Genomic DNA, 19,398 nt, shown 5'->3' on the forward strand with positions numbered 1-19,398 from the left:
CAGCGAGGCCCGATCTGATCGGGCAAAGGCGCCGGTGAGGGCATTTTTCAGTGAAACGGCGTCCAGGGTTTGACACTAGGGGTAGTGCTTGAGGTGGGCGGGGGCCATAGATATAGTGTCCCTTCGTGATATCCTGCTAACCCAGTCGACCCCATGACCATCCCCTCGGATTCGCTGTTTGCTGTGGCTTGGCCACAGCAGCAAGGCGCCCGAGGACCAAGCCGGAATGCCGGCCTGGCAATGGACCGGCAAGGACGAAATACCCCCACTGAAGCAACGCACGATGCGCTGGCTCGGGCCCAGATTTCCCGGGTTGTTGCTGCGCATTTGCCCGTCATTTCTCGATAAAGGATCCCCTCATGCTGCATGAAGCCGCCACGGGCCAGGCTGCCCCCGCCGCCTCGCTGTCTCCGCTCTCACCGGCATCCCCGGTCGCGTTTGGGTCCGACGCCACCGCCCCGAGCGCCCCCACGCTGACGACTTACCAGGCCTACCAGATCATTCGCCGCAATGGCGCCGTGGTCTCGTTCGAGCCGAGCAAGATCGCCGTGGCGCTGATGAAGGCCTTCCTGGCCGTGCACGGCACGACGGGTGCGGCCTCGGCCAGCGTGCGCGAGACGGTGGAGCAGCTGACCCAGAACGTCGTGCGCGCCCTGCTGCGCTCGCGTCCGAGCGGCGGCACCTTCCATATTGAAGATGTGCAGGACCAGGTCGAGCTGGGCCTGATGCGCAGCAGCAACCACGAGGTTGCCCGCGCCTACGTGCTGTACCGCGAGCGCCGCACGCAAGAACGCGCCGCGCAGGGCGAGGCCACGCGTGCAGCCGAACCGGCGGTGATGGTGGTGGACCGCGGCGAGCGCCGCCCGCTGGACCTGAGCGCGCTCAAGGGTCTGATCACCTCGGCCTGCGAGAACCTTGGCGCCGATGTGAAGCCCGACCCCGTGCTGGCCGAGACCCAGCGCAATCTGTACGACGGCGTCGCCATCGACGAGGTTTACAAGGCCGCCATCCTGGCCGCGCGCACGCTGATCGAGAAGGACCCGGGCTACAGCCGTGCCACCGCTCGCCTGCTGCTGCACACGATCCGCCGCGAGATCCTGGGCGGTGAAGTGCTGCAGGGCGAGATGACGCAGCGCTATGCCGAGTACTTCCCTGGCTATATCAAGAAGGGCATCAAGGCCGAGCTGCTGGACGAGAAGCTGGGCCAGTACGACCTGGCCAAGCTCGGCGCCGCACTGAAGGCCGAGCGCGACCTGCAGTTCGACTACCTCGGCCTGCAAACGCTGTACGACCGCTACTTCCTGCATATTGAGGAGCAGCGCATCGAGATGCCGCAGGCCTTCTTCATGCGCGTTGCCATGGGCCTGGCCCTGGGCGAGATCGACCGCGAAGCCCGTGCCATCGAGTTCTATGAAGTGCTGTCGAGCTTCGACTTCATGTCCAGCACGCCGACGCTGTTCAACGCCGGCACGCGCCGCTCGCAGCTGTCGAGCTGCTACCTGACCACCGTCAGCGACGACCTCGACGGCATCTACGAGGCGCTGAAGGAAAACGCACTGCTGAGCAAGTTCGCTGGTGGCCTGGGCAACGACTGGACCCCGGTGCGCGCACTCGGCTCGCACATCAAGGGCACCAACGGCAAGTCGCAAGGTGTCGTGCCTTTCCTGAAGGTCGTCAACGACACGGCCGTGGCCGTGAACCAGGGCGGCAAGCGCAAGGGCGCGGTCTGCGCGTACCTGGAAACCTGGCATCTGGACATCGAAGAGTTCCTGGACCTGCGCAAGAACACCGGCGACGACCGTCGCCGCACGCACGACATGAACACGGCGAACTGGATTCCCGACCTGTTCATGCGCCGCGTGCTCGAAGGCGGCGACTGGACGCTGTTCAGCCCGTCCACCTGCCCGGACCTGCACGACCTGTTCGGCAAGCCCTTCGAAGTGGCCTACACGGCCTATGAAGCCAAGGCCGACCGCGGCGAGATCAAGCTCTTCAAGCGCATGCCCGCCAAGGACCTGTGGCGCAAGATGCTGTCGATGCTGTTCGAGACGGGCCACCCCTGGATCACGTTCAAGGACGCGTGCAACGTGCGCAGCCCGCAGCAGCACGTCGGCGTCGTGCACTCCAGCAACCTGTGCACCGAGATCACGCTGAACACCAACGACAGCGAGATCGCCGTCTGCAACCTCGGTTCGGTCAACTTGGCACAGCACATCAAGGATGGTGCCATCGACCAGGTCAAGCTGAAGAAGACGACGCGCACGGCGATGCGCATGCTCGACAACGTCATCGACATCAACTACTACGCCGTCAAGAAGGCCCGCGACTCCAACCTGCGCCACCGTCCGGTCGGCTTGGGCATCATGGGCTTCCAGGACGCGCTGTACCAACTGCGCACGCCTTACGCCAGCCAAGCGGCCGTCGACTTCGCTGACCGCTCGATGGAAGCCGTCTGCTATCACGCCTACTGGGCCTCGACCGAGCTGGCTGAGGAGCGCGGCCGCTATTCGTCCTACAAGGGCTCGCTGTGGGACCGCGGCATCCTGCCGATCGACTCGCTCGACCTGCTGGCCGATGCCCGTGGCGGCTACGTCGACGTCGACCGCTCGACGTCGATGGACTGGGACGCACTGCGTGCTCGCATCACCACCTACGGCATGCGCAACAGCAACTGCGTCGCCATCGCGCCGACGGCCACCATCTCCAACATCATTGGTGTGGACGCCTCCATCGAGCCTTGCTTCGGCAACCTGTCGGTCAAGTCCAACCTGTCCGGCGAGTTCACCGTCATCAACGAATCGCTGGTGCGTGACCTGAAGGCGCTGGGCCTGTGGGACGACGTGATGGTCATGGACCTCAAGCACTTCGACGGTTCGCTGCGCCGCATCGACCGCGTGCCGGAAGAGATCAAGGCGCTGTACGCCACGGCCTTCGAAGTCGACACCGTGTGGCTGATCGAAGCCGGCGCGCGCCGCCAGAAGTGGATCGACCAGGCGCAGAGCCTGAACATCTACATGGCCGGCGCCTCGGGCAAGAAGCTCGACGAGACCTACAAGCTCGCGTGGCAGCGCGGCCTGAAGACGACCTACTACCTGCGCACCACCAGCGCGACGCAGGCCGAGAAGAGCACGGTGACGCGCTCGGGCCAGCTCAACTCGGTGTCGTCGAGCGCTGCGCCGGTGATGGCTGCACCGGCCGCGCCGGTTGCTGCCGTCGAGCCCGAACTGCCGGCGACGGACATGAAGTTCTGCGCGATCGACGACCCCGGTTGCGAGGCCTGTCAGTAAATCGATGTGAAGCGCCAGCTTGTATAGACAAGTTGGCGCTTCATGTTTCGATGCCCTCGCGCAACAAACATTGCGCGATAGATGCAAATAGCTGTAGCTAGACCTTGTTGATTTGCGCAAGCGCTACCGATAATTCGAAGTGATAGGAAGCACACCATGCTGGATTGGGACGAAGACCTGAAGTCCACTGATACCCACACCGCGAAACCTCTCGCGGCCATGCCTTCGGCGACAGCGTCGCGCGAAGCCGCCAGCGTCTCGATCCCCGCTCCCCAGCTGTCCGGTGAACCCACGACTGCACGTCGTGTGAAGGCTGCCGACAAGCGCATCATCAACGGCCAGACTGACGTGAATCAGCTGGTGCCGTTCAAGTACAAGTGGGCCTGGGAGAAGTACCTCGCCACCTGCGCCAACCACTGGATGCCGCAGGAAGTGAACATGAGCCGCGACATCGCGCTCTGGAAGGATCCCAACGGCCTGACCGAAGACGAGCGCCGCATCATCAAGCGCAACCTCGGCTTCTTCGTCACCGCCGACTCGCTGGCCGCCAACAACATCGTGCTGGGCACCTACCGCCACATCACGGCGCCCGAGGCTCGCCAGTTCCTGCTGCGCCAGGCCTTTGAAGAAGCGATCCACACGCACGCCTACCAGTACATCGTGGAGTCGCTCGGTCTGGACGAGAGCGAGATCTTCAACGCGTACAACGAAGTCCAGTCCATCCGCGACAAGGACGAGTTCCTGATCCCCTTCATCGGCGCGATCATGGACCCGCACTTCCACACCGGCACGCCGGAGAACGACCAGACGCTGCTGAAGAGCCTGATCGTTTTCGCCTGCCTGATGGAAGGCCTGTTCTTCTACGTCGGCTTCACGCAGATCCTCGCAATGGGCCGCCAGAACAAGATGACGGGTGCTGCCGAGCAGTACCAGTACATCCTGCGCGACGAGTCCATGCACTGCAACTTCGGCATCGACCTGATCAACCAGATCAAGCTTGAGAACCCGCACCTGTGGACGGCCGAATTCAAGGCCGAGATCAAGGCGCTGTTCATGAAGGCCGTCGAGCTCGAGTACCGCTACGCAGAGGACACCATGCCGCGTGGCGTGCTGGGCCTCAACGCCTCGATGTTCAAGGGCTATCTGCGCTTCATCGCGAACCGTCGCGCGGTGCAGATCGGCCTCGAAGCCCTGTTCCCTAACGAAGAAAACCCCTTCCCCTGGATGAGCGAAATGATCGACTTGAAGAAGGAACGCAACTTCTTCGAGACCCGCGTCATTGAGTACCAATCAGGCGGGGCACTGAGCTGGGACTGAAGTCCCAGCCATCACAAGATCAAGACCTGGCCAATGCAGTCACCGAGCGAAACCCGCATCAACACGCTAGACGTGGCGGGGCTGCATGGCGATCCCATTCACCGTATCGAGGCGCTCCTCCTGGGCGACTCTCGGGCGGTGAATAGCCGTATCTGGACGGACCGGTCCGTACAGAACGGTGACTTTTCCACTTGATCAAGGAGAAAACCATGGCAACTGCAAAGACCCCGGCTAAGGCCGCACCGAAGAAGGCCGCTCCGGCCAAGAAGGCCGCTGCTCCGGCGAAGAAGGCCGCTCCGGCCAAGAAGGCTGCTGCTCCGGCGAAGAAGGCCGCTCCGGCCAAGAAGGCTGCTGCTCCGGCAAAGAAGGCCGCTCCGGCCAAGAAGGCTGCACCCGCCAAGAAGGCGGCTCCGGCTAAGAAGGCTGCTCCGGCCAAGAAGGCTGCTGCTCCGGCGAAGAAGGCCGCTCCGGCCAAGAAGGCTGCACCCGCCAAGAAGGCCGCTCCGGCCAAGAAGGCTGCTGCTCCCAAGAAGGCCGCTGCCAAGCCTGCTGCGAAGCCTGCCGCCAAGAAGGCCGCTGCTCCGAAGAAGGCTGCTGCCAAGCCTGCCGCCAAGCCTGCTGCGAAGCCTGCCGCCAAGAAGGCTGCTGCTCCGAAGAAGGCTGCTGCCAAGCCTGCCCCTGCCAAGCCTGCCGCTGCGGCCAAGCCCGCTGCTGCTGTCGCGGCTGCCCCGGCTGCCAAGACGGCGCTGAGCCCGCAAGCGGCCTGGCCCTTCCCGACCGGCAACAAGCCCTAATCAGGCGATTTGCTGACTCGCTGACCGGGTGGTTCGCCACCCGGTTCGTGAACCCAGCCAACCCGGCCCGAGTCTCTCGGCGCCGGGTTTTTTTATGGGCGTTGCACGGCGGTGTGGTTTGAGACTGCGGGGCGAGCGCCGGCCCCTCGGGGGTTGAGGCCGGACACGGCAAGCCCTGTGGACTGGTCGTGCTTGCCGAAGAGCAGCCGCGCTGTCGGCTGCGCGATCTGCAAGACCTATCAGGCGCGCCCAGCGTTCAGCCGGGCGAGACTGGGCGAGGGGCCGTCAATTCAGGGATAGAAGATGTTGACGCTGTAGCCGCTGACGCGCTGGCCGCCGGTGCTGAAGACCAGGCTCAACGACTGCTCGGACTCGGCATTGACCTGTGTGAGCGCCGGGCTCATGGCCTCGGGGCCGAGCACGCGGCGCGCCATCGGGGCGCCGTTGGCGTCGGTCAGGCTGAGCTCGACCGACGGCGCCGCCACGTCCACGCTGGTCTTGTTGCGCAGCGCCAGATTGAGCTTGTAGCCACCGCTCCCGATGGGGTTCAGCGAGGTGGCGTCGATGCTCAAGGCTTCGATGCGCCGCCAGGGCTTGATCTCGCAGCCGGCCACGCCGCACAGGGCCTTGAGCGGCTCACGCAGCGGCGGGTGCAGGGCCGAGATCGCATTGCGGAAGTGCAGCACAACCTGCAGCGCCAGCAGTGCCGCCAACAGCACTGAGAGGCCTGCCAGGGCCAGGCGGACACCGGGCCGGTTCCAGCGCGCGGTGCTCTCTGCGCGACGCATGAATTCGGGCACGACCCGGGCCGTGGGCGCCGGTTCTGCGGTCATCACATCGGCAGGCTCGGACGCGCGCACCGGGGGGAGCGGCGCCGCGGCGCTGTCTTCGTCAACCCAGCGCGGCTCATGCCTGGCGATATCAGACGACGGCCAGCCCGTCGGCAACGCATCGACTCGGGGCTCCGGATCGGGCGGCGGCATCCAGGCCGGCGGCGGCTCGAAGACGGGCGCCGGCGCCGGTGGCGGCGGGGGAGGAGGCGGTGGCGGAGGAGGCGGGGGCAGGGGCTCGGGAGCGGCCGCCGGCGTGAATTGGGCAGGCCACGCCGGTGGGGTGTCGCGCTCGATGTCAAACAACAGTTCGCGGGCGTCGAAGATCTCGGCGCAGCGGCCGCAGCGCACCCAGCCGTCGGAGACGCGCAGCTGATCCTCGACGATCCGGAAGATCGTGCCGCAGGCGGTGCAGCGCGTCGCGAGGCTCATGCCGGGCGCTTGGCCGTCATCAGGATCCAGCCATCCTCTTCATCGCTGACTTCCAGAGCCAGCCATGGCGCGTAGGCGGCCTTGAGTTCATCCGCCTGGCGGCTCAGGATGCCGGCCAGGATGAGGTTGCCATCCGCCGCCACGTGGGCGCAGAGCAGCGGTGCCAGCAGCTTCAGCGGTATGGCCAGGATGTTGGCGATGACCAGCGGGTATTCGCCCTTGGCCAGTTCGGGTGGGCCTGGATTTAGCGTGACGCCGTTGGCCTCGGCGTTGTCTCGCGACGAGGTGATGGCCGCCGGGTCGATGTCGACCGCGTCGATGTGGGTGGCACCGTGCAGCGCCGCACCGATAGCCAGGATGCCCGAGCCACAGCCATAGTCCAGCACGCGGGGCCAAGCTTGGTTGCGGGTCGCGATCCAGCGCAGGCACATCCGCGTCGTCGGATGCGTACCGGTGCCGAAGGCCAGGCCCGGGTCGAGGCGCATGACTCGCTGCGCTTGTGGCGGCGCCTGGTGCCAGCTCGGCACGATCCAGAACTCGGGCGTGATCTCGACCGGCGCGAACTGGCTTTGCGTGAGGCGCACCCAGTCCTGCTCGGGCACGGCCTGGATGGCCTGGACATGCACGTCCGTCGCCCAGTCCTGCGCCAGGATCAGCGTCGCGGCCTCGGTGGCCTCGGGCTCCGACGGGAAGAGCGCCTTGACGACCGAGCGCTCCCAGCCGGCCTTGGGGGCTGGCATGCCGGGCTCGCCGAACAGGGCCTGCTCGGCGTCGGTGTCGGCGTCGGCATCTTCAACGGACACCGCGAGCGCGTCGATCTCCATCAGCGCATCGCTGACGATCTCGACGTCGGCCTCGCGGCACACCAGTGCCAGTTCAAACAGGTTGCTCATCGCTTGTGGGCAGCCATCCAGCCTTCAAGATAGTGGATGGACGTGCCGCCTTCGATGAACTTGGCGTCCGCCATCAGCTCGCGGTGCAGCGGGATGTTGGTCTGGATGCCTTCGACGACCGTCTCGCTCAGCGCGATGCGCATGCGGGCCAGGGCCTGCTCGCGGGTGTCGCCGTGCACGATGATCTTGCCGATCATGGAGTCGTAGTTGGGCGGCACGAAGTAGTTCGTGTACGCATGCGAGTCCACGCGCACGCCGGGGCCGCCGGGTGCGTGCCACATGGTGATGCGGCCAGGCGAGGGCACGAACTTGACCGGGTCTTCCGCGTTGATGCGGCATTCGATGGCGTGGCCGCGCATCTCGATCTGGCGTTGCGTGAACGGCAGCTTCTCGCCGGCCGCGATCTTGATCTGCTGCTGCACGATGTCGATGCCGGTGACCATCTCGGTGACCGGGTGCTCCACCTGCACCCGCGTGTTCATCTCGATAAAGAAGAACTCGCCGTTTTCGTAGAGGAACTCGAAGGTGCCGGCGCCGCGGTAGCCCATCTTCTTGCAGGCCGCGGCGCAGCGGTCGCCGACCTTCTCGATGTTGCGACGCGGGATGCCCGGTGCCGGCGCTTCTTCGATGATCTTCTGGTGGCGGCGCTGCATGGAGCAATCGCGCTCGCCCAGCCACACGGCGTTCTTGAACGTGTCGGCCAGGATCTGGATCTCCACATGGCGCGGGTTCTCGAGGAACTTCTCCATGTAGACCTCGGGGTTGCCGAAGGCTGCCCCCGCCTCGGCGCGCGTCGTCTGCACCGCGTGCACCAGGGCCGCTTCGGTGTGCACGACACGCATGCCGCGCCCGCCACCGCCGCCCGCCGCTTTGATGATGACCGGGTAGCCCACCGAGCGGGCGATCTTGATGATCTCCTTCGGATCCTCGGGCAGGGCGCCCTCGGAGCCGGGCACGCAGGGCACGCCGGCGCGGATCATGGCCTGCTTGGCCGACACCTTGTCGCCCATCATGCGGATGGACTCAGGGCTCGGGCCGATGAAGGTGAAGCCGCTGCGCTCGACGCGTTCGGCGAAGTCGGCGTTCTCGCTCAGGAAGCCGTAGCCGGGGTGGATGGCCTCGGCGTCGGTGACCTCGGCCGTCGCGATGATGGCCGGCATGGACAAATAGCTTTGCGCGGACGGTGCGGGGCCGATGCAGACGGCCTCGTCGGCCAGGCGCACGTACTTGGCGTCGCGGTCGGCTTCGGAGTAGACGACGACGGACTTGATACCCAGCTCGCGACATGCGCGCTGGATGCGCAACGCAATCTCGCCCCGGTTGGCGATGAGGACTTTCTTGAACATCCGAAGTCCTTATTCGATGACGAACAGCGGTTGTCCGAACTCTACGGCTTGGCCGTTCTCGCACATGACCTTGGTGATCGTGCCGGACTTGTCGGCCTCGATCTCATTCATGATCTTCATCGCTTCGATGATGCAGATGGCCTCGCCTTCCTTGACCTGCTGGCCCACGTCGGCAAACGGCTTGGCGTTCGGGCTGGACGCGCGGTAGAACGTGCCGACCATCGGCGACTTGACGATGTGACCGGTTTCGACAGGCGCGACGGGGGCTGCGGCGGCCACGGGCGCGGCGACTTGGGCCGGCGCACTGGCGGCCGGCGCGGGGGCGTAAACCGGCTGCACGGCCACGGCTGCGGCCGGGTCAGCCTTGACGATGCGGACCTTGCCATCGGCCTCGGTGATTTCCAGCTCGGAAATATTGGATTCCGAAACCAGGTCGATCAGGGTTTTGAGCTTGCGAAGGTCCATCTTGGCTCCAGGCGATGTTGTTGTTGTGGGGGAAAGAGAAAAGGCGGTGCCAGACCAGAAGTCAGGCGCCGGCTTCCAACGATTCGAGGGCGTGGCGCAGCGCGAGGCGATAGCCGTTCGCGCCGAGGCCGCAGATGACGCCCACCGCCAGCTCACTCATATAGCTGTGATGGCGGAAGGCCTCGCGGCGGTGGATGTTGGACAGGTGAACTTCGATAAAGGGCAGTGCCACGGCCGCCAGCGCGTCGCGGATGGCGACGCTGGTGTGGGTGTAGGCGGCCGGGTTGATGATGATGAAGCGCGTGCCGTCGGTGCGCGCGGCCTGGATGCGGTCCACCAGAGCACCCTCGTGGTTGCTTTGGAAACTGCTCAGCGTGGCGCCGGCTTCTTGGGCGATCGTGCCAAGTTCGGCGTCGATCTGCGCGAGAGTCTGCGCGCCGTAGACCTCAGGCTCGCGGGTGCCGAGCAGGTTGAGGTTGGGGCCATGCAGGACGAGTACTTGCATCAAACATGTGTCGGCACCAGCAACCCGAGGGTCTAGAGAGCCGCCACTAAATTGAGGAAGGGCGAACTTTACGCGTTTTGCCCCCGGTTTCCCGCCGGATAGGGAAATTCTCAGGTTTTGGCCAGCAGGCGCAAATCTTCCAGGCGACTGACGCCCAAACGCCGCCAGCTGATCTCGCCGGTCTCGTCGAAGACGACGGAAAAGGGCAGGCCGCCGGCCGGATTGCCCAGTTCGCGCACCAGCCCCAGGCCTTCAGGCCCGGCCAGCGCGACGGCAAAGTCCAGCGGCGTCTTCTGCAGGAAGGCCTTGACCGGCTCCGCCTGGTCCACCGCCAGCCCCAGCACCTGCCAGCCCTTGGCTTTCGCTTCTTTATAGAACTGGTTGATCTCCGGCAGTTCCTTGACGCAGGGCGGGCACCAGGTCGCCCAGAAATTGACGAGCAGCGGCTGGCCGCGCCAGCGGGCGACGTCCAGCTCGGCGCCGTCCAGGCCCGGAAAGCGGCGTGCCCAGAAGGCTTGGGCAACGGCTGAGGCCACGGGCGGGTTCAATTGGCGCCAGGCGAAGGAGGCGCCCAGGGCGGCGGCGCCAAGGCCACCTCCGGCGAGGATGAGGCGGCGAGTGATGGGGTTCATGCGGGGGCGTCCAGCAGGTTTTGCAGTGCGGCCAGGTCGCCGCGCTCGGTCAAGCCGCGCGCATCGGGCTTGAGGGCGCCACGCAGATCGTCGAAATCCAGGATGGTCAGGCACAGCGTCACCCGCTCGCCCAGGGCAGCGCAGGGAGCGTCGAGGATCAGCATGTCGACCTGTTTTCCGCGGCCGGCCGTCGTCTCGGCCACATCGAAGTTGATGCCGCGGTCCAGCAAGGCGATCTCGGCAGCCTTGCTGTCGTCGCAATACATCTGCAGATGGACGTTGGACAGCCGGGTTGCCGTGCCGCGCCAGACGGCGCCGGTCAGGTGGGGGCGGAACTCGGCCAGCCGCGCCATCCACTGCGCCGCCAGTTCGCGCAGCGCGCGCAACTCGGCGGGCTGGGTGTCGGCGTGGAAGATGGCGATGTGCTCGCGCACGGCATCCTCGACCTCGTCGTTGCCCGGCAGGGCCGCGCGCGGCGCGCCCAGGTCGCGGGCGGCGCGCTGCTTGGCGGGCCCCCAGTCCATGCCTTCGTCGACGATGAGCCGAGCAGCCATGGCGGCGATCTCGGCGGTGATGTCCCCTGGGTCACTCATGGAAGCTGGGCACCGTTCATGCGGCCGGCGATGACGCCGGCCCGGCCCATCACATAGGCCGACCCCGGTTGGCGCTCGAAACGCTTGGGCGCCGGCAGCATCACCGCCAGCCGCGCGGCTTCGAAGGCGCCCAGGCGTGCCGCGTCGACGCGGAAATAGTGGCGCGCGGCGGCCTGGGCGCCGAACAGGCCCTCACCCCACTCAACGCTGTTCAGATAGATCTCCAGGATGCGGCGCTTGTCGAGCAGGCCTTCCAGCATCAGCGTGAGGATGAGCTCCTGGCCCTTGCGCAGCAGCGTGCGCTCGCCGGACAGGAACAGGTTCTTGGCCAGCTGCTGCGTGATGGTCGAGCCGCCGACGACCTTGGCGGTCGGCTTGCCGCGCGCCTCGGCACGGGCTTGCGCCTTCTCGTTCTTCTTCCAGGCGCCCTTGAGCGCGTCCCAGTCGACGCCGCCGTGCTCGGCGAAGGAATCGTCCTCGCTGGCGATGACGGCGCGCTTCAGCGTTGTGGCCAGCTGGGCATCGTCCACCCATTGCTGGCTCCAGGCCACCTGCTGCTTTTCCTTCAACAGGCGCAGGGCTTCGCTGCGCTGGAAGCTCGTCGATTGCGGGGCGACAAAACGCATCATCAGGATGCGGCCGGCAAACCAGAGCTGCAGGCACAGCACGGCCAGGGCCAGCACGGCCACGAGGCGGCCGACGTGGCGGATCACAGCGAAGCCCTCAGCGCCTTCAACGCCGGCGCCGTGTCCGGTCGCACGCCGCGCCAGAAGAAGAAGGCTTCTGCGGCCTGCTCGATGAGCATGCCCAGGCCGTCGCGCGGTTCGGCGCCGTGAGCGGCGGCCCAGTCGAGGAAACCCTGCGCCTTGGGGCCGTACATCATGTCCAGCGCCAGCGCGCCGCGTGCCAGCACGCCGGCATCGACCGGCGACGCGGCGCCGGCCAGGCTGGTGCTGGTGGCGTTGACGAGGATGTCCTGGGCGGCGGGCGCGTCGGCCAGCGTGGCGGCGGCGAGGGGCACGCCGAGGTGGGCGTGGCTCGTGACCAGCGCCTGCGCCTTGTCGACCGTGCGGTTCACGACGGTGATGCGTGCCGGCTTTGCGGCGATCAGGCTGCCCAGCACGCCGGCCGCCGCGCCGCCAGCACCCACGAGCAGCACCTGCAGGCCGGCGAGGGGTCGGCCGGCGTTGCGCTGGATGTCGTTGACGAGGCCCGCGCCATCGGTGTTGTCGCCCGTCCAGCCGTCGGTGTCGAAACGCAGCGTGTTGACGGCGCCGCCGAGCAGCGCGCGCTCGGTGCGCCTGGCAGCCAGCGCAAACGCATCGAACTTGAACGGCACGGTGATGTTGCAGCCCTTGGCGCCGGCCGCGGCAAAGGCGCGCAGCGTGGCCTCGAAGCCGTCCAGCGGCGCCAGCAGGCGTTCGTAGGCCAGGTCCTGCCCGGTCTGCTGCGCAAACAACGCGTGGATGGCCGGCGAGCGGCTGTGCTCCACCGGATTGCCGACCACCGCATATCTATCTGTCATGGCTGTCCCGTCAAAGTCGTTTCCAGCCCTTCGTCGCGCGTGAACTTGAAGCGCGACGTGATGACCAGCACCTCGGCGCCCTTGAGCATCTCGTTGCTGAAGTTGCCGAAGGGCGATGCGGCCTGCACGATGGCGATGGCGCGGCGGTCCAGCGTCGGGTTGCCGCTGGAGGCCACCACCTCGGTCTCGATAACGCGGCCCTTGTGGTCGATGTGGATGTTCATCGTCAGCTCGCCGTAGAGCTTCTTGCCGCGGTACTCGGGGAAGTCGCGCGTGCCGCGCTCCTCGATGCGTCGGCGCAGGCCGTCGTAATACTGTGCATAGACGACCTCGCGCGTGGCCGGGCTGATGTAGCGCTTGCGCGGCCTCGCACTCTCGTCGTTGACGCGTTTCTCGATCTCGGCGAGCAGGTCGACGAGTTGGCGGCGCTTCTCGGCCTGGGCGCGCTCGGTCGGGTCGCTCTTCTCGCGCTTGGGGTCGGGCGGTGGCAGCAAGGCCAGTTCGCGCCTCACCTGGGTCAGCAGTTGCTGCTGCTGTTCCTGCAGCTTGGTGATCTGCGTGTGCTGCGCCTCGGCCGCATCGCCGGTTTCACTGCGCCGCGCCGGCGGCAGCGGCGACGTGGCTCGGCCGGTCTCCATGTTGCCGCCGCCCGCCAGGTTGGCCTGGGCCAGGGCTGCGGCCTTGACAGGAACCTCGTTGGAGCGCGTGTTGACGAGGACGACCTCCAGCGGCGTGTCCTGGAAGATGCGGTTGAAGGCCTCGGGCGCGGCAATGCGCAGGCTCAGCAGTGCAGCGTGCGCGCCGAGCGAGACCGCGAGCGCGATTTGCAGCGTGCTCGGGCGGCGCATCGGTCAGGCTTGCGTCGCGGCCTCGGCCGTCTCGCCCTCGTTGACGTCAATCGCGAGCGTCAGCGGCGCTGCTGCGGCTTCGAGTTCATCCTCATCGCCTTCCGGCTCCTCGGCCGGTGCCGTTTCGTCCAGTCGATCGGTCAGCGTGGCGTGCACGTCCAGCGTCATCTCGTCCAGGCCGGTGATGCGCACCTTCACGTGGCTGCCGCGCGGCAGGTTCTCGCAGCCCAGGGCCTTGAAGACCAGCGGCAGGTCATCGGCGCGCACGAGGCCGTCCTTCATGACGGTGGCGGTCAGCTCGGTCGTGCCGTTCTGCTGCAGGTACCGCAGCGTCCAGAAGCGCTCGATGCCATTCTGGAAGCCGTTGTAGGCGGCGTAGGCCGACTCGAAGCCCGAGATGATGGAGAACAGCGCCGCGTCCTTGGGCTTGAACGGTGCGGCCAGCGCAGCCGTGCGGCCGTGGCGGGCGCAGGCAATGATCTGCCACTGGTTGACCAGGTCCACGTAGCGGCGCAGCGGCGACGTGGCCCAGGTGTACTGCGCCACGCCCATGCCGGCATGCGGCAGGGCCTTGGTGCCCATGCGCACCTTGATGCCGGGCGCCAGGCTGGCCTGGCTGCGGTAGATGCCGGGCAGGCCCAGCTCGGCCAGCCAGCCGCCCCAGGCGGAGTTGGCCAGGATCATGGCCTCAGCCACGATGAGGTCCAGCGAACTGCCACGGGCGCGCACGCCGATCTCGACGGACTCGGTGCCGTTGGGCGCTTCCGAGCGCTCGCCGGCGAGGCGGAAGTTGTAGTCCGGGCGGTTGAAGTTCTCGGGCTTGCCGCGCACCACTTCGCGCTGGGCCTTGAGGTGCTTGGCCAGGCGCCAGGTGAAGGCGAGTTCGGTCGCGAAGGCGTAGTCGGCCGGGGCCTCGCCGGACAGCGTGGCGTCGGTGACGATGCCGTCGAGCTTGTCGTGGCGCAGGTTGGCGGCGATGTGCACGCGTTCCAGCTTGGTCTCGCGCGCCTTGATCTCGAACGTCGCTTCGTCGAACGTGAAGTAGATGGACACGGCCGGGCAGTCGCGGCCTTCGATCAGCGTGTAGGCCTGCACGACGTCGTCGGGCAGCATGGTCAGCTTCCAGCCCGGCATGTAGACGGTGGACAAGCGGTCGCGGGCGACTTTGTCGACGGCCGAGTCCGGCGTGATCGCCAGGCCGGGTGCGGCGATGTGCACGCCGAAGGTGACGGTGCCGGTGCCCAGGCCCTGCACCGACAGCGCGTCGTCGATCTCGGTCGTCTGCGAGTCGTCGATGGAAAACGCCTGCGCCGTGCTCAGCACCAGCTCGTCCTTGATCTCGGGCGCCGTCAGCGCGGGGAAGCCCGCGCCCTTCGGGAAGTTCTCGAACAGGAAGCGCTTCCAGTGGAACTGGTAGGCGCTGGTGATGGCGCCGGCACTCTGCAGCAGGTCCAGGGGGGCCTTGTGCGACTTCTTGCTGGCCTCGACGACCGCCTTGTATTCAGGGCCGTTCTTGTCGGGCTTGAAGAGGATCTTGTAGATCTGCTCCTGGATGGGCGCGGGGCAGGTGCCTGCCGCGAGCTCGTCGGCCCAGGACTCGATCTGCAGCAACTGCTGCCGTTTGCGCTCGATGCCCAGCAGCGCGGCCTTGACGATCTCCTCAGGCGCCTTCTTGAACTGGCCCTTGCCGGCGCGGCGGAAGTAGTGCGGTGCGTCGTAGAGGCGCAGCAGCGCGGCAGCCTGCTGCACGGTGCCCGCCTTGGCGTCGAAATAGTCTCGCGCCAGGTCGGCAAAGCCGAACTCGCCCTCGGGCGCGAACTCCCAGGCGAGGTCGAGATCAATGTCGTCGGCCATCGCGCGCGCCTCGCTCAGCAGCGCGGCCGGGGCCGGCTTCTCGAACTTCAGCAACACATTGGCCGACTTGACCTTGACTCGCTTGCCCGAGTCCAGCTCGATCTGCAGCGAGGCATCGGCCTCGGACATCACACGGCCGGCGAGAAACTTCCCGGCGTCATCAAACAGCGCAAACATAGGAGAGGGATTGTCGCCTCACCCTTGCAAGTGTTTGAGAAGACCCGGCAGATGGTCTTCGAAGTCCGTGAGGCCATGGTCGCTGCCTTCCAGCACCTCGCCGTCGCAGCCGGCGTAGCGGGCCAGCATTTCGCGCCAATCCAGCAGCTCGTCGCCCTTGGCGATCAGCGCGTAATAGCGCAGCGGCTTCGTCAGCCGTGCCGGCGGCGTCAGCGCGGCGAGCTCGGCCACGTGCTGGGCCGTGAAGTCGAACTTCAGGTCGGGGTCGTGCCAGGCGGTCAGCGTGCCGATGTGGTGGGACAGGTCGCGCGCCGGGTCCACGGCCGGGTTCAGCACGGCGACGCGCCAGCCGCGGTGGGCACGCTGCTCGGCCAGTGAGGTGGCATAGAAGCCGCCCAGCGAGCTGCCGATGACAGCGGCGCCTTCAGCCGGCCAGCCAGCCACGAGGCTGTGCACCAGGGCCATGGCTTCGAGCGGGGAGGGTGGCAGCTGCGGGCAGGCGAAGACGAGGCCGGGTTGCCCGGCCGCCCAGGCGGCCATGCGGCGGGCCTTGGCCGAGGCCGGCGAGGATCGAAAACCATGCAGATAGAGCAGATGCGTGAGCGCCATGTCGGAAGTTTTGCGTGAAATTTTGCAGCCCTACGACGGGGGAGGGCTCGGATTGACTCGAGTGTCGCTGCCCGCCACAGTGGCCGCCTTTCCATTGTTTCCTCCGGACACACCTCATGATTCCGATGTCCCGCAACGCACTGGCCACCGCCGCTCTGCTCGCGCTGGCCGCTGCCGCTCAGGCCCAGACTCCCCCCGCCGCGCCGGCCGGCGCCGCCTCTGGCCCCGCGGCCGCCCGCCCGCCCGCCGACCCGACGGCACCCAAGCCCTTTGCCGACATCATCAAGGGTGCCAAGGAGCAGCCGGGCCTGTTCCCGATCTGGCGCAAGGACGAGAAGGTCTGGATCGAAATCCCCAAGGAAGCCTTCAACAAGCCCTTCCTGTTCAGCGTCAACGTCGCCAACTCCATCGGCGAGCGCGGCCTGTACGCCAGCCAGATGCTGGGTGACGAACTGGCCGAATGGCGCCGCATCGGCAACCAGGTGCAGCTGATCGCGCTGAACACCAAGTACCGCTCCGACAACGCCTCCAGCAAGCTCGCCCTCGAGCAGGCCTTTTCGCCCAGCCTGATCGCGGGCGTGCCGGTGGCCAGTGCCGATCACCCGGACCGCAAGTCCGTGCTGGTGGAGGCAAGCGGCCTGCTGCTGGGCGACATCCCTGGCTATTCCACCCGTCTGGAGATGGCCTACCGTCTGCCGTTCGCGCCCGACCGCGCCAACTCCTTCATCGAAGCGACCCGTTCCGACGCGCAGATCTCGACGCTGACGTCGCGCGTGCACTTCGCCACGCCGCGCATCCCGGCGCCGCCGCTGGTGCCCGTGCCTGTGCCGGTGCCCACGCCGCCCCAGGCCACGCCGGACCCGCGCTCGATGTTCTTCAGCTTCGTCTACAGCTTCCGCGCGCTGCCTGAAGCGCCGGCGGCCGTGCGCCATGCCGACCCGCGCCTGGGTCACTTCATGGAGAGCTACAGCAACCTTGGCGACGACCTCAAGGCCAACCCGCGCGTGCACATGATTGCCCGCTGGCGCCTGGAAAAGAAGGACCCGAGCGCGGCGCTGTCGGAGCCGGTGCAGCCCATCGTCTACTGGATGGACAAGAACATCCCCGCCAAGTACCGCGAAGCGGTCAAGGCCGGCATCGTGGAGTGGAACAAGGCCTTCGAGAAGATCGGCTTCAAGGACGCCGTGCAGGCCAAACAGCAGCCCGACGACGCCGACTGGGACAACATGGACTCGACGCACGCGTCCATCCGCTGGTTCACCGGCTCGGACGTGGGCTTCGCCATCGGCCCGAGCAACCGTGACCCGCGCACCGGCGAAATCCTCGATGCCGACATCGGCATGAGCGACGTGTTCGGCCGCGGCTCGCGCCGCCTGGCGTCGGACGACGTGCTGGGCTTCCACGGCCACGACCACGCCGCCAGCAACTGGATGGGCGAACGCAGCCTGCGCCTGTCCGAGCAGCAGTGCAGCTACATGGCCGACCAGGCCAACGAGTTCGGCTTCGCGCTGGACCTGCTGGCCCTGCGCGACGGCATGGACATGGACGGCCCCGAGGCCGAGGCGCTGGCCCAGGCCGTCATCAAAGACGTCGTCATGCATGAGGTTGGCCACACGCTGGGCCTCAAGCACAACTTCCGCTCGTCCACGACCGTCACCCAGGCCCAGCTCAAGGACAAGGCCTACACCGAGGCCCATGGCATTTCCAACTCGGTGATGGACTACAACGCCTACAACTTGCCGCTCAAGGGCGAGGCCAAGGCCAGCCTGACGAACACGACGCTGGGCGCCTACGACTACTGGGCCATCGAGTACGCCTACAAGCCCATCGCGGTGGAGCAGGAGGTTGCCGAACTGGCCAAGATCGCCGCGCGCTCGACCGAGGCCCAGCTGGCCTACGGCGACGACTTCGACCAGGGCGTTGGCGGCCCCTACGACGGCTTCGACCCGCGCACCAACCAGCGCGACCTGGGCGACGACCCGCTGGCCTACGCCAAGAAGCGCCTCAAGCTCAGCCAGGAACTGTGGGAGCGCGTGCAGTCTCGCCAGGCCGCCGTGGGCGACGACCCGCTGCGCAACCGCCGCTCGGTGGCCGAATCCTTCCGCCAGCTCGGCATGACGGCCAACAACGTCGGCAAGTACGTGGGCGGCCTGCAGGCCGAGCGCGTGGTGCCGGGCGTCACGACGGCCCCGGCCTTCAAGCCGGTCGACAACGCGCAGCAGCGTGAGGCCCTGCGCTTCATCGCCGCCGGCCTGCTGTCCAGCGACTCGTTCAAGTTCAAGCCCGAGTTCCTCGTCACGCAGACGGTGGACTACAACGAGTGGGACCGTGGCCTGCCGCTGTCCATCCCCGACAGCGTCAGCACGCTGCAGGGCCGTGTGCTGGACCGCCTGATGTCGCCCAACACGGCGCGTCGCCTCATCGAGCAGAGCGGCTATCTGCCCGAAGCCCAGCGCAAGAGCGCGGTGTCGCTCAGCGAGGTGTACGGCACGCTGCAAGGCGCGATCTTCAGCGAGCTCAAGACCGGCGCCGAGATCGACCGCATGCGCCGCAGCCTGCAGCGCGAATACCTGCGCCGCCTGCAAGCCCAGCTGAACCGTGCGACGAATGGCGCGACGGTCTACGCCGACGCCTTCTCGATGGCCCGCTACCACGCGACGCTGCTCGCCAACGACCTGCGTGTGGCCTCTGCCAAGCCGGGCCTGTCGGTCGAGACGCGGGCCCATCTGGCCGAGACGCTGGACATGCTGAACAGCATGCTGAAGGCGACGCTGGTGCGCAGCTGATCGGCTTCTCGCTTCGTCAAAAGGCCGGCTTCATGCCGGCCTTTTTTCTTGTCTTAGCATGGCCGCCACTTCGAGGATTCGCCCATGTCCACACCCGACAAACTCAATCAATTCGGCGCCAAGAACCTGCCCGGTTACCTGGGCATCGTCTTCACCCAGGCCGACCCCGCCGAGATCAAGGCTGAGCTGGTGGTGCGTGAGGAGCTGATGGCGCCCAACGGCTACCTGCATGCCGGCAGCATCGTGACGCTGGCGGACAGCTGCGCCGGCTACGGCTGCATCGCCAACCTGCCGCCGGGCGCGGTGGGCTTCACGACCATCGAGCTGAAGTCCAACCACCTGGGTACGGCGCGCGAGGGCACGATTGCCTGCGTGGCTCGGCCGGTTCACCTGGGGAAGACGACTCAGATCTGGGATGCCGTGGTGACGAACAAGGACACCGGGAAGACGATGGCCTTGTTTCGGTGTACGCAGATGGTGCTGTACGGGAAGTGAGTAGGCCCGG

General features: G+C 66.8%; 17 protein-coding genes. 5 read left to right on the top strand and 12 right to left on the bottom strand.

All coding sequences use genetic code 11. The features are described from left to right. Window positions 1-359 precede the first annotated feature (359 nt). The 3 genes from AC07V5_RS11490 to AC07V5_RS11500 all read left to right on the top strand — a co-directional run bounded on the left by AC07V5_RS11490 (window position 360) and on the right by AC07V5_RS11500 (window position 5,398). On the top strand, window positions 360-3,287 hold the full coding sequence (locus tag AC07V5_RS11490) for a ribonucleoside-diphosphate reductase subunit alpha (protein ID WP_495115811.1): 2,928 nt from the start codon (window positions 360-362) through the stop codon (window positions 3,285-3,287). A 156-nt stretch (window positions 3,288-3,443) separates the two neighbouring features. Continuing rightward, window positions 3,444-4,604, top strand: a complete 1,161-nt coding sequence (locus AC07V5_RS11495) for a ribonucleotide-diphosphate reductase subunit beta (RefSeq protein WP_495115812.1) — start codon at window positions 3,444-3,446, stop codon at window positions 4,602-4,604. A 209-nt stretch (window positions 4,605-4,813) separates the two neighbouring features. After that, window positions 4,814-5,398, top strand: coding sequence for a histone (locus AC07V5_RS11500; protein ID WP_495115813.1), 585 nt, complete (start codon window positions 4,814-4,816; stop codon window positions 5,396-5,398). 290 nt (window positions 5,399-5,688) lie between these two features. Here the strand turns inward: AC07V5_RS11500 and AC07V5_RS11505 are convergent, their stop codons facing one another. From AC07V5_RS11505 to AC07V5_RS11560, 12 genes are all read right to left on the bottom strand, one after another. Next, the gene (locus tag AC07V5_RS11505; RefSeq protein ID WP_495115814.1) at window positions 5,689-6,660 is read right to left on the bottom strand and encodes a zinc-ribbon and DUF3426 domain-containing protein; all 972 of its coding nucleotides are present in this window, start codon (window positions 6,658-6,660) and stop codon (window positions 5,689-5,691) included. After that, window positions 6,657-7,544, bottom strand: a complete 888-nt coding sequence (gene prmA, locus AC07V5_RS11510; RefSeq protein ID WP_495117054.1) for a 50S ribosomal protein L11 methyltransferase — start codon at window positions 7,542-7,544, stop codon at window positions 6,657-6,659. The genes AC07V5_RS11505 and prmA overlap by 4 nt, the downstream gene beginning before the upstream one ends. Window positions 7,545-7,549: 5 nt before the next feature. Then, the gene (gene accC / locus AC07V5_RS11515; protein ID WP_495115815.1) at window positions 7,550-8,899 is read right to left on the bottom strand and encodes an acetyl-CoA carboxylase biotin carboxylase subunit; all 1,350 of its coding nucleotides are present in this window, start codon (window positions 8,897-8,899) and stop codon (window positions 7,550-7,552) included. Window positions 8,900-8,908: 9 nt separating this feature from the next. Then, window positions 8,909-9,364, bottom strand: a complete 456-nt coding sequence (gene accB, locus AC07V5_RS11520; RefSeq protein ID WP_495115816.1) for an acetyl-CoA carboxylase biotin carboxyl carrier protein — start codon at window positions 9,362-9,364, stop codon at window positions 8,909-8,911. Window positions 9,365-9,425: 61 nt separating this feature from the next. Next, the gene (gene aroQ / locus AC07V5_RS11525) at window positions 9,426-9,872 is read right to left on the bottom strand and encodes a type II 3-dehydroquinate dehydratase (RefSeq protein ID WP_495115817.1); all 447 of its coding nucleotides are present in this window, start codon (window positions 9,870-9,872) and stop codon (window positions 9,426-9,428) included. Between the two features lie 107 nt (window positions 9,873-9,979). Continuing rightward, the gene (locus AC07V5_RS11530) at window positions 9,980-10,501 is read right to left on the bottom strand and encodes a TlpA disulfide reductase family protein (RefSeq protein WP_495115818.1); all 522 of its coding nucleotides are present in this window, start codon (window positions 10,499-10,501) and stop codon (window positions 9,980-9,982) included. Next, window positions 10,498-11,094, bottom strand: a complete 597-nt coding sequence (locus AC07V5_RS11535) for a hypothetical protein (RefSeq protein WP_495115819.1) — start codon at window positions 11,092-11,094, stop codon at window positions 10,498-10,500. Before AC07V5_RS11535 ends, AC07V5_RS11530 begins: the two co-directional genes overlap by 4 nt. Beyond that, window positions 11,091-11,804 (bottom strand): monofunctional biosynthetic peptidoglycan transglycosylase, encoded by a 714-nt coding sequence (gene mtgA / locus AC07V5_RS11540; RefSeq protein WP_495117055.1) that lies wholly within the window; start codon window positions 11,802-11,804, stop codon window positions 11,091-11,093. The genes AC07V5_RS11535 and mtgA overlap by 4 nt, the downstream gene beginning before the upstream one ends. Further along, window positions 11,804-12,619, bottom strand: coding sequence for a shikimate dehydrogenase (aroE, locus tag AC07V5_RS11545; protein WP_495115820.1), 816 nt, complete (start codon window positions 12,617-12,619; stop codon window positions 11,804-11,806). The genes mtgA and aroE overlap by 1 nt, the downstream gene beginning before the upstream one ends. After that, window positions 12,616-13,467, bottom strand: coding sequence for a cell envelope integrity TolA family protein (locus AC07V5_RS11550; protein ID WP_495115821.1), 852 nt, complete (start codon window positions 13,465-13,467; stop codon window positions 12,616-12,618). The genes aroE and AC07V5_RS11550 overlap by 4 nt, the downstream gene beginning before the upstream one ends. 3 nt (window positions 13,468-13,470) lie before the next feature. Continuing rightward, on the bottom strand, window positions 13,471-15,498 hold the full coding sequence (locus AC07V5_RS11555; protein ID WP_495115822.1) for a ribonuclease catalytic domain-containing protein: 2,028 nt from the start codon (window positions 15,496-15,498) through the stop codon (window positions 13,471-13,473). Between the two features lie 18 nt (window positions 15,499-15,516). Next, window positions 15,517-16,107: a YqiA/YcfP family alpha/beta fold hydrolase gene (locus tag AC07V5_RS11560; RefSeq protein WP_495115823.1), complete on the bottom strand. Its 591-nt coding sequence runs from the start codon at window positions 16,105-16,107 to the stop codon at window positions 15,517-15,519. Window positions 16,108-16,232: 125 nt separating this feature from the next. Between AC07V5_RS11560 and AC07V5_RS11565 the strand changes: the two genes are divergently transcribed. Further along, window positions 16,233-18,893, top strand: a complete 2,661-nt coding sequence (locus AC07V5_RS11565) for a zinc-dependent metalloprotease (protein WP_495115824.1) — start codon at window positions 16,233-16,235, stop codon at window positions 18,891-18,893. An 84-nt stretch (window positions 18,894-18,977) separates the two neighbouring features. Beyond that, window positions 18,978-19,388 carry a PaaI family thioesterase gene (locus tag AC07V5_RS11570; RefSeq protein ID WP_495115825.1) on the top strand — a complete coding sequence of 137 codons (411 nt, stop codon included), beginning with the start codon at window positions 18,978-18,980 and terminating at the stop codon, window positions 19,386-19,388. The last annotated feature ends 10 nt before the right edge of the window (window positions 19,389-19,398 follow it).

It is taken from the genome of Roseateles sp. GW821-FHT02E12, from assembly GCF_059421665.1.

What these genes read in the sequence shown, in the direction of transcription:
- AC07V5_RS11560 (WP_495115823.1), bottom strand. Translation starts at nt 16,107, where the DNA reads ATGGCGCTCACGCATCTGCTCTATCTGCATGGTTTTCGATCCTCGCCG.
- AC07V5_RS11570 (WP_495115825.1), top strand. Translation starts at nt 18,978, where the DNA reads ATGTCCACACCCGACAAACTCAATCAATTCGGCGCCAAGAACCTGCCC.
- accC (WP_495115815.1), bottom strand. Translation starts at nt 8,899, where the DNA reads ATGTTCAAGAAAGTCCTCATCGCCAACCGGGGCGAGATTGCGTTGCGC.
- AC07V5_RS11505 (WP_495115814.1), bottom strand. Translation starts at nt 6,660, where the DNA reads ATGAGCCTCGCGACGCGCTGCACCGCCTGCGGCACGATCTTCCGGATC.
- aroE (WP_495115820.1), bottom strand. Translation starts at nt 12,619, where the DNA reads ATGACAGATAGATATGCGGTGGTCGGCAATCCGGTGGAGCACAGCCGC.
- AC07V5_RS11555 (WP_495115822.1), bottom strand. Translation starts at nt 15,498, where the DNA reads ATGTTTGCGCTGTTTGATGACGCCGGGAAGTTTCTCGCCGGCCGTGTG.
- AC07V5_RS11565 (WP_495115824.1), top strand. Translation starts at nt 16,233, where the DNA reads ATGTCCCGCAACGCACTGGCCACCGCCGCTCTGCTCGCGCTGGCCGCT.
- AC07V5_RS11535 (WP_495115819.1), bottom strand. Translation starts at nt 11,094, where the DNA reads ATGAGTGACCCAGGGGACATCACCGCCGAGATCGCCGCCATGGCTGCT.
- AC07V5_RS11550 (WP_495115821.1), bottom strand. Translation starts at nt 13,467, where the DNA reads ATGCGCCGCCCGAGCACGCTGCAAATCGCGCTCGCGGTCTCGCTCGGC.
- accB (WP_495115816.1), bottom strand. Translation starts at nt 9,364, where the DNA reads ATGGACCTTCGCAAGCTCAAAACCCTGATCGACCTGGTTTCGGAATCC.
- AC07V5_RS11495 (WP_495115812.1), top strand. Translation starts at nt 3,444, where the DNA reads ATGCTGGATTGGGACGAAGACCTGAAGTCCACTGATACCCACACCGCG.
- AC07V5_RS11490 (WP_495115811.1), top strand. Translation starts at nt 360, where the DNA reads ATGCTGCATGAAGCCGCCACGGGCCAGGCTGCCCCCGCCGCCTCGCTG.
- AC07V5_RS11530 (WP_495115818.1), bottom strand. Translation starts at nt 10,501, where the DNA reads ATGAACCCCATCACTCGCCGCCTCATCCTCGCCGGAGGTGGCCTTGGC.
- AC07V5_RS11500 (WP_495115813.1), top strand. Translation starts at nt 4,814, where the DNA reads ATGGCAACTGCAAAGACCCCGGCTAAGGCCGCACCGAAGAAGGCCGCT.